General features: G+C 73.0%; 10 protein-coding genes. 8 read left to right on the plus strand and 2 right to left on the minus strand.

Annotated elements, in window-relative coordinates; translation table 11 throughout:
- The 3 genes from ACFE60_RS16360 to ACFE60_RS16370 form a co-directional block, all read left to right on the plus strand.
- On the plus strand, positions 1-703 hold a 703-nt coding region (locus tag ACFE60_RS16360), incomplete at its 5' end, for a FecCD family ABC transporter permease (protein WP_375389923.1).
- Positions 700-1,518, plus strand: a complete 819-nt coding sequence (locus tag ACFE60_RS16365; protein WP_375389924.1) for an ABC transporter ATP-binding protein — start codon at positions 700-702, stop codon at positions 1,516-1,518. The genes ACFE60_RS16360 and ACFE60_RS16365, both read left to right, overlap by 4 nt.
- An 84-nt stretch (positions 1,519-1,602) precedes the next feature.
- Positions 1,603-2,028 (plus strand): hypothetical protein, encoded by a 426-nt coding sequence (locus ACFE60_RS16370; RefSeq protein ID WP_375389925.1) that lies wholly within the window; start codon positions 1,603-1,605, stop codon positions 2,026-2,028.
- A 51-nt stretch (positions 2,029-2,079) separates the two neighbouring features.
- On the opposite strand, the gene ACFE60_RS16375 is transcribed toward ACFE60_RS16370, so the two are convergent.
- Positions 2,080-3,336, minus strand: a complete 1,257-nt coding sequence (locus ACFE60_RS16375; protein ID WP_375389926.1) for an alpha-amylase family glycosyl hydrolase — start codon at positions 3,334-3,336, stop codon at positions 2,080-2,082.
- A 125-nt stretch (positions 3,337-3,461) separates the two neighbouring features.
- Positions 3,462-4,595, minus strand: a complete 1,134-nt coding sequence (locus ACFE60_RS16380; protein ID WP_375389927.1) for a hypothetical protein — start codon at positions 4,593-4,595, stop codon at positions 3,462-3,464.
- Positions 4,596-4,864: 269 nt separating this feature from the next.
- Between ACFE60_RS16380 and ACFE60_RS16385 the strand changes: the two genes are divergently transcribed.
- The 5 genes from ACFE60_RS16385 to ACFE60_RS16405 form a co-directional block, all read left to right on the plus strand.
- Positions 4,865-5,068, plus strand: a complete 204-nt coding sequence (locus tag ACFE60_RS16385) for a hypothetical protein (protein ID WP_375389928.1) — start codon at positions 4,865-4,867, stop codon at positions 5,066-5,068.
- A gap of 25 nt (positions 5,069-5,093) precedes the next feature.
- Positions 5,094-5,873 carry a DUF4097 domain-containing protein gene (locus tag ACFE60_RS16390; protein WP_375389929.1) on the plus strand — a complete coding sequence of 260 codons (780 nt, stop codon included), beginning with the start codon at positions 5,094-5,096 and terminating at the stop codon, positions 5,871-5,873.
- Positions 5,870-6,508 (plus strand): PadR family transcriptional regulator, encoded by a 639-nt coding sequence (locus tag ACFE60_RS16395; RefSeq protein WP_375389930.1) that lies wholly within the window; start codon positions 5,870-5,872, stop codon positions 6,506-6,508. Before ACFE60_RS16390 ends, ACFE60_RS16395 begins: the two co-directional genes overlap by 4 nt.
- Before the next feature lie 10 nt (positions 6,509-6,518).
- Positions 6,519-6,644, plus strand: coding sequence for a hypothetical protein (locus ACFE60_RS16400; protein WP_375389931.1), 126 nt, complete (start codon positions 6,519-6,521; stop codon positions 6,642-6,644).
- Positions 6,645-6,729: 85 nt separating this feature from the next.
- Positions 6,730-6,947, plus strand: a 218-nt coding sequence (locus ACFE60_RS16405) for a DUF3253 domain-containing protein (protein ID WP_375389932.1), incomplete at its 3' end; no start/stop codon positions are given.

Raw genomic sequence — 6,947 nt, forward strand, 5'->3', positions numbered from 1 at the left:
TGCCAGCGCCGCCGCGGTGGTCTCGATCGTGCTGCTCGGCCTCGACGGCACCACGACCTCGGTCGTCGCGATCATCGCCGCGCTGGCTACGGCCGGCCTCATCTACCTGCTCGCCTACCGCGACGGCGTCGTCGGCACCCGCCTGATCCTGATCGGCATCGGCATCTCGGCGATGCTCGACTCGGTCGTCTCGTACGTCCTGCTGCAGGCGGCGTCGTGGGATCTGCAGACGGCGATGCGGTGGCTCACCGGCAGCCTGAACGGCGCGACGCCGGAGCAGGTCCTGCCGCTGCTGATCGCCGTCGTCGCGTTCGGCACGGTGCTGCTGTCCCGGGAGCACGACCTGGGCCTGCTGCGGCTCGGCGACGAATCCGCCGCCGGGCTCGGCGTCCGCGTGGAGCGGACGCGGGTCGTCGTGATCGTCGCCGCGGTCGGCTTGATCGCCTTCGCCACGGCAGCGACCGGACCGATCGCGTTCGTCGCGTTCCTCGCCGGGCCGATCGCGGCCCGGATCGTCGGCGCGGGCGGCTCCCTGATGGTCCCGTCCGCGCTCGTCGGCGCCGCCCTCGTGCTCGGCGCCGACCTGCTCGGGCAGTTCGGGTTCGGCGACCGCTACCCGGTCGGGGTCGTCACCGGCGTGCTCGGCGCGCCGTACCTCGTCCTCCTCCTCATCCGGACTAACCGCGCAGGAGGCTCGCTGTGACCGCCGCCCACTCCCTCGCCGTCGAGCGGGTCACGCTCGGCTACGGCGACCGCGTCGTCGCCGAGGAGATCGACCTGCTCGTCCCTCCCGGCCGCATCACGGTCATCGTCGGCGCCAACGCCTGCGGCAAGTCCACCCTGCTGCGGGCGATGGCGCGCCTGCTGCCGCCGCGCGGCGGCCGGATCCTGCTCGATGGCGAGGACCTCCATCGACTGCCGACGAAGGAGGTCGCCCGCATCCTCGGGCTGATGCCGCAGTCGCCGACCGCGCCGGAGGGGATCGCGGTCGCGGACCTCGTGGCGCGCGGCCGCCACCCGCACCAGGGGTTCCTCGCCCGGTGGACCGCGCAGGACGAGGAGGCGGTCGCGGAGGCGCTGCGCCTCACCGACACCGCCGACCTGGCGGACCGGCCCGTCGACGAGCTGTCCGGCGGCCAGCGGCAGCGCACCTGGATCGCGATGGCGCTCGCGCAGCAGACCGACGTCCTGCTGCTCGACGAGCCGACGACGTTCCTCGACATCGCGCACCAGGTCGAGGTGCTCGACCTGCTCACCGACCTGAACCGGCGGCGCGGGACCACCGTCGTGATGGTCCTGCACGACCTGCACCTCGCCGCGCGGTACGCCGATCACCTCGTAGCGGTCGCGGCGGGGAGGGTGCGCGTCGCCGGCGACCCGGAGGCGGTGCTCACCGCGGACACCGTGCGCGAGGTCTTCGGCCTGGAGAGCCGGGTGGTGCCCGATCCCGTCTCGGGCAAGCCGCTGGTGCTGCCGATCGGACGGCACCACGCCGCGGAGTCCGGGCCGCGCGCCTGAGGCCGCGGATCGAGCAGGCTTCGAGAAGCCCGTCCCCATCGATCCGTCCTAGCCTGCAGATCCCGTATCCCCGAGGAGGCATGCATGGCCGACGACACGTTCACCACCGAGGAGCGCGCCGCGATGAAGCAGCGCTCGAAGGAGCTGCGCACCCGGAAGGGCAGGACGACGCCCGAGGAGGACCGCGCCGAGGCGCTCGCCGCGATCGCGGCGCTCGGCGACGACGAGCGCCGACTCGCCGAGCGGGTCTTCGGCGTGGTCTCCGAGGCCGCCCCGGACCTCGCGCCGCGCACGTGGTACAGCAGCCCGGCCTGGGCGAAGGACGGCAAGGTGGTCGTCTTCTACCAGCAGGCCTCCAAGTTCAAGGTCCGCTACGCCACGCTCGGCTTCTCCGAGACCGCGCGGCTCGACGACGGCGCGATGTGGCCCACGTCGTTCGCCGTCGCCGACGTCACCCCCGAGGTGGAGGCCCGCATCGTGGACCTCGTGCGACGCGCTGTCGGGTCCTAGCCTCCCTTTCGTCTCGGAGGTCTGGAGGACCTACGAAGCGGAAGGGGGACGTCAGTCTCGGCCGATCACCGCCGCCTCATGCGCGCCCAGCCCGCCCTCCAGGATCCGTTCGCCGTCGCCGAGGGGGACCTCGATGGGCCGATCGCTCATGTTGAGCGCGACCATGATCGCGTCGCGGCCGTCCCGCGCGGTCATCCGGTAGACGAGCGCGGCGTCGTCCAGACGCACCTGCTCGTAGACGCCGTCGACGAGCCACGGCTTCCGTCTGCGCAGCGAGATGAGGCGCTGGTGCAGGCGCAGGACCGGCTCCCCGAGTGGGGACAGCCCGCTCGGGTCCTCCGGGAACGGCGGCCGCACCGCGTCGTCGCCGCCTGCCCGGTCCTCCTTCACGCCCGTGAACCCCTCCTCGTCGCCGGCGTAGATCGCGGGGATGCCGCCTGCGGTGAGCAGCGCGGTCACGGCGTGGGGGAGGTGGCGCTCGTCGGTCAGCGCGCTCGCGATGCGGGTCGTGTCGTGGTTGCCGACGAAGACCGTCGGCAGGAACGACGCGACCAGGTCGCGGTGCCTGCCGAGGGTCCACGCCAGCTCGAACGGGTTGGCGTCGTTCAGGCTGCTCCAGACCGCCTTCCACAGCTCGTACTGCGTGACGGAGTCGAGCCCGGACTCGGCGACGAACGCGGCGTAGTCGCCGTGGATGACCTCGGCGAGCAGCCATGCGTGCGGGTGGGACGCGTGGACCGCGTCCGAGACGGCCCGCCAGAAGTCGGTCGGCACCGCGTAGGCGGCGTCGAGCCGCCAGCCGTCGACGCCCAGGTCCAGCCAGTGCCGCATGACCTCGATCACGTACGCCCGGACGGCGGGGCTGTCGTGGTTCAGCACGACGAGCGACGCGTGCCCCTCGAAGTCCGCCCAGCCGTCGCCGTCGCGCCGGAACCAGGCCGCCGCCTCCGGATCGCCCGCCTCCGCGGCGACGAAGCGCGGGAACGAGCGCCCGACGTGGTTGAAGACGCCGTCGAGCACGACCTTGATCCCGCGCTCGTGCGCCGCGGCGATCAGCGCCCGCAGGTCGTCCTCGTCGCCGAGGCGCGGATCGATCCGCAGGTGGTCGCGGGTGTCGTACCCGTGCGTCTCGGAGTCGAAGACCGGGCCCAGCTGCAGGGCGTTCGCGCCGAGCTCGACCAGGTGGTCGAGCCACCGCTCGAGGCGGGGGAGGCGGTGCTGCACCGCGGCGCCGATCGGGTTCTCCCGCTCGGCGCCGACGAAGCCCAGCGGGTAGGCGTGCCAGATGATCTCGTGCTCGAACCGCATGCCGCTCCCACCCGGTCCCGGCGGGACCCGGCCCGTCAACCTACGCAAGCAGCCCGAGTGCGCCGTGCGCGGCGAAGGGGCGGGCGGCCCATCGGCCACCCGCCCCTCCTCGCGCCGCCCCGCGGTCAGACGAGCTGCTTGTACGAGAACACCGAACGGAGCGAGATCAGCGTCGCGTCGCCCTTCTTCCAGTCGTGTCCGATCGTCACGGAGCCGAATCCCTTCGGCAGCGGGAGGGCCTTCGTGGAGTGCGTGCCGTCCTTGAGCGGCACGTACCGCTTGGTGGCGCCGTTCGCGAACACGAGCCGGGCCTTGCCGGTGACGTGCGCGATGTAGTGCACCCGAGCGGTCACCTTGCCGTACTTGAACGCCTTCGCGACCTTCGCGGGCAGCGCCGCGGTGCTGGCCCCCGTGAGGTTCTTCGACGGCACCGAGATCGTCCGGGTGACGAGGTGCTTGGCGGAGACCCGCACCTTCATGGTCGTGACCTTCTTGGTCCCGTCGGCCGACCAGGCGGTCACGGTCAGCGTGTACACACCGGCCTTGACCTTCTTGCCGATCCTGCCGTTCCAGGTGATCTTGGAGGTGGTGCTCGAGATCTTCCAGGTCTTCACGACCTTGGACCCCTTCTTCAGCACCGCTTTGCCGGTGATCTTCACCGTGCCCTTGGTCGACGTCAGACCCTTCACCGAGAAGGTGACCCGGCTCTTGCTGTAGCCCCTCGCCGCGGGGTACACGGTGGACGAGCTGGTCGAGACCTTGACCGTGGACAGCTTCGTCGAGCTGGTCGACCCGGCCGTCGGCGCACCCGTCGGAGCCGGCGCGGTGGTGGACGGCGCGGAGGACGTGGGCGTGGCCGAGGGCGTCGTCGGGCCTGGCGTCCCCGGCGTGCTCGGCGACACGGTCGGAACGGTCACGGGCGTCGTGCTCCCGGCGTTCAGCGTCGCCACGGTCGTCCCCGGGGCGGTGCCGCCCAGGCCGACGACGGCGGTGCAGCTGAGCAGGCCGATCTGCGCGCCGTTCGCGCCGGTCGCGATGCCGATGACGCCTCCGGGTGAGCCCAGGTTGATGAGGCCCGAACCGGACCCGTTGACGTCGACCAGGGTGGTCGTGCCGTTGGTGGTGGCGCAGCGCATCGTGTCCGCGTTCGCGGCCGTGGCGCTCAGCAGCGAGCCCCCGATGATGGCGAGCGCGGTCGTGCCGACCAGCGCCACCGCGCCGGCGCGGCGCGGGCCGCGGGCGTTCGTTCGCGTGTGCATCTCAGATCCCCCTTCCGCCCGGCTCCCCCCGGGGCCGGTGCAGATCAGGAGGATGCATCGGCCTCGCGCTGCACCGCACCAGTCGGTGCACGGATCGTCGTGCTTGCGTTCCCGACGGCGCGCGCTTGCCCCGCAACTGGGGGCACGGAGCGCGCCGGAGGAGCGGCCTTCGAGCCGGAGGCGATGGAACAGTCGAGATATATCTTGACATCTGCTGCTTGGCCGCCTATTTTCGAGATATATCTCGAACTCGACCATCGGAGGCGACCATGACCAGCGCACTGCATGCCTCGTTCCCGCTCGCGCTGCCTGCGCGAGCCGACACCGGAGGCCGCTCCGGCCTCGAGTCGGTCGCCGAGCACCTCGGCCTGGCGCTGCTCGCCTGGGCGGCGCGACGCCGCGACACGCCGCCGCGGACGATCGATCCGACGCGGGTGGAGCGTGCCGCTCCGTCGATCCGTCCCTTCTGCTGACCCGCGACGACCCGAGGAGCGCTCGATGAGCATCGATGACCCGACCGGCCCGAGCTGGACCATCGACGGCCCGCAGTCGCTGACGGTCCCTGAGCAGCGGCGCCTGCGCCTCCGGGTGCAGCGCGGCGAGATCGACGTGATCGGCTGCGACGAGCAGGGCGCCCGCATCGACGTGCGCGACGTGTCAGGACCTCCGCTGGAGGTCGTGCTGGAGGACGGGGTGCTGCGGATCGGCGCGCAGGACGGGCGAGACGGCGGCACGCGCGCCTCCCTGACGGTCGCCGTGCAGCACGACACGGAGGTGGACGTCGAGGTCGTCACCGCCGAGGTGCTGGTCAGCGGGATGAAGCAGGGCTGCCGCATCGGGACGGTCAGCGGGGGCGTGGTGTGCGACGCGACGGCCGGCTCCGCCCGCCTGGAGGGCACCAGTGGCGAGCTCGCGCTGCGGGAGCACGAGGGCGCCGTCGAGGTGCGCACCGTGAGCGGAGCGATCACCGCTTCGGGGGCCGTCACGCGGTTCGACTGCGACAGCGTCAGCGCCGACCTGTTCCTCGACCTCGAGGCGCCCGACCTCGTCCGGCTGCGTACGGTCAGCGGCGCGGTCGTGCTGCGGCTCGGTCCGGATCGACCAGCGGAGTACACGATCGACACGATCAGCGGGGGCCTCGAGGTCGACGGCCAGGACGTCGGACGGGCACGCCACGGCTTCCGCGGGACGTGGGGGGAAGCCGGCGCCGAGCCGACGCGGGTGCGGGTCGAGACGGCGAGCGGTACCGTGCGGGTCGTGCACTCGGCGGACGTGTGAGGGCTTCCGTCTTCGGTCACGGCCAGCTGCGGCTCTACCTCCTCGGGCTGCTCGCGGGCCGGCCGATGCACGGCTACGAGCTGATCCAGGAGCTGTCGGACCGGTTCGGCGGCACCTACGCCCCGAGCGCGGGGACGGTCTACCCGCGGCTCGCCCGCCTCCAGGAGGAGGGACTGGTCGTCGCGCGCAGCGACGGACGCCGGACCGTGCACGAGATCACCGAGGCGGGCCGCGCGCTCGTCGACGAGCGGCGCGACGACCTCGACCGGCTGCAGCACGAGGTCGACGAGTCGGTTCGGCGCATGGCCACAGACGTCCGGGCCTCCGTCGACGACGCCATGCGCTCCCTGCGGGCGGACCTCGCCGCCTCGACGGCGGCTGCGCGAGCGCGCCCGAACCGTCCGGGTGGATCGGACGGCCCCCGCGCGGCGCCTCCCCGCGACGCCCAGGAGGCGGACGAGCTGCTCACGGCGTTCCGGCACGACCTGCGTGCGCGCATCCGGACCGCAGCGGCCCGCGGCGCCCTGCCTGCCGAGGTGCTGCCCGCGCTCAGGGAGCACCTGGAGGCGACGCGCGCCTCGGTGGACGCGCTGCTCGGTCCCCGGACCGATCAGGCGTCCAGCGACGGCGCATAGCGTTCGGGGCATGAGCGATCCGAAGCCGGCCGACGCGAGTGACACGGCAGAAGACGGCGCCGCGGACAACACCGGCGGGATCGAGGCGGCCGAGGTGAACCCCGAGGTGCCCTGGGTCGACCCCGAAGCGGACTGACCGGATGGGGCGGCAGTCCAGAGCGGCGGTCGAGGCGTCGGAGGCGGCGCTCGCGGACCGAACGTGCGCGTCGTGCGGGCGCCGGATGCCCGGCTCCGCGTCGGCGGACGCGCGGTACTGCTCCGACGCCTGCCGACGCCATCGGGTCGACGCCACCGACCGGGCGCTCGAATCGGCGATCGGCGCGGTCCTCGATGCGCGCGCCGCGACCGCGAGCACCTGCCCATCGGAGGCCGCGAGAGCGGTGGCGCCGGACGACTGGCGCCCGCTGATGGAGCCGGCCCGGCGTGCGGCCAGGCGGAT

The sequence above is a fragment of the uncultured Amnibacterium sp. genome (genome assembly GCF_964245895.1).
Taxonomy (GTDB): Bacteria; Actinomycetota; Actinomycetes; order Actinomycetales; family Microbacteriaceae; genus Amnibacterium.

Bases quoted from the DNA above. Each gene is read 5' to 3' on its own strand.
- ACFE60_RS16370 (WP_375389925.1), top strand. From the start codon at position 1,603: ATGGCCGACGACACGTTCACCACCGAGGAGCGCGCCGCGATGAAGCAG.
- ACFE60_RS16375 (WP_375389926.1), bottom strand. From the start codon at position 3,336: ATGCGGTTCGAGCACGAGATCATCTGGCACGCCTACCCGCTGGGCTTC.
- ACFE60_RS16380 (WP_375389927.1), bottom strand. From the start codon at position 4,595: ATGCACACGCGAACGAACGCCCGCGGCCCGCGCCGCGCCGGCGCGGTG.
- ACFE60_RS16385 (WP_375389928.1), top strand. From the start codon at position 4,865: ATGACCAGCGCACTGCATGCCTCGTTCCCGCTCGCGCTGCCTGCGCGA.
- ACFE60_RS16390 (WP_375389929.1), top strand. From the start codon at position 5,094: ATGAGCATCGATGACCCGACCGGCCCGAGCTGGACCATCGACGGCCCG.
- ACFE60_RS16400 (WP_375389931.1), top strand. From the start codon at position 6,519: ATGAGCGATCCGAAGCCGGCCGACGCGAGTGACACGGCAGAAGACGGC.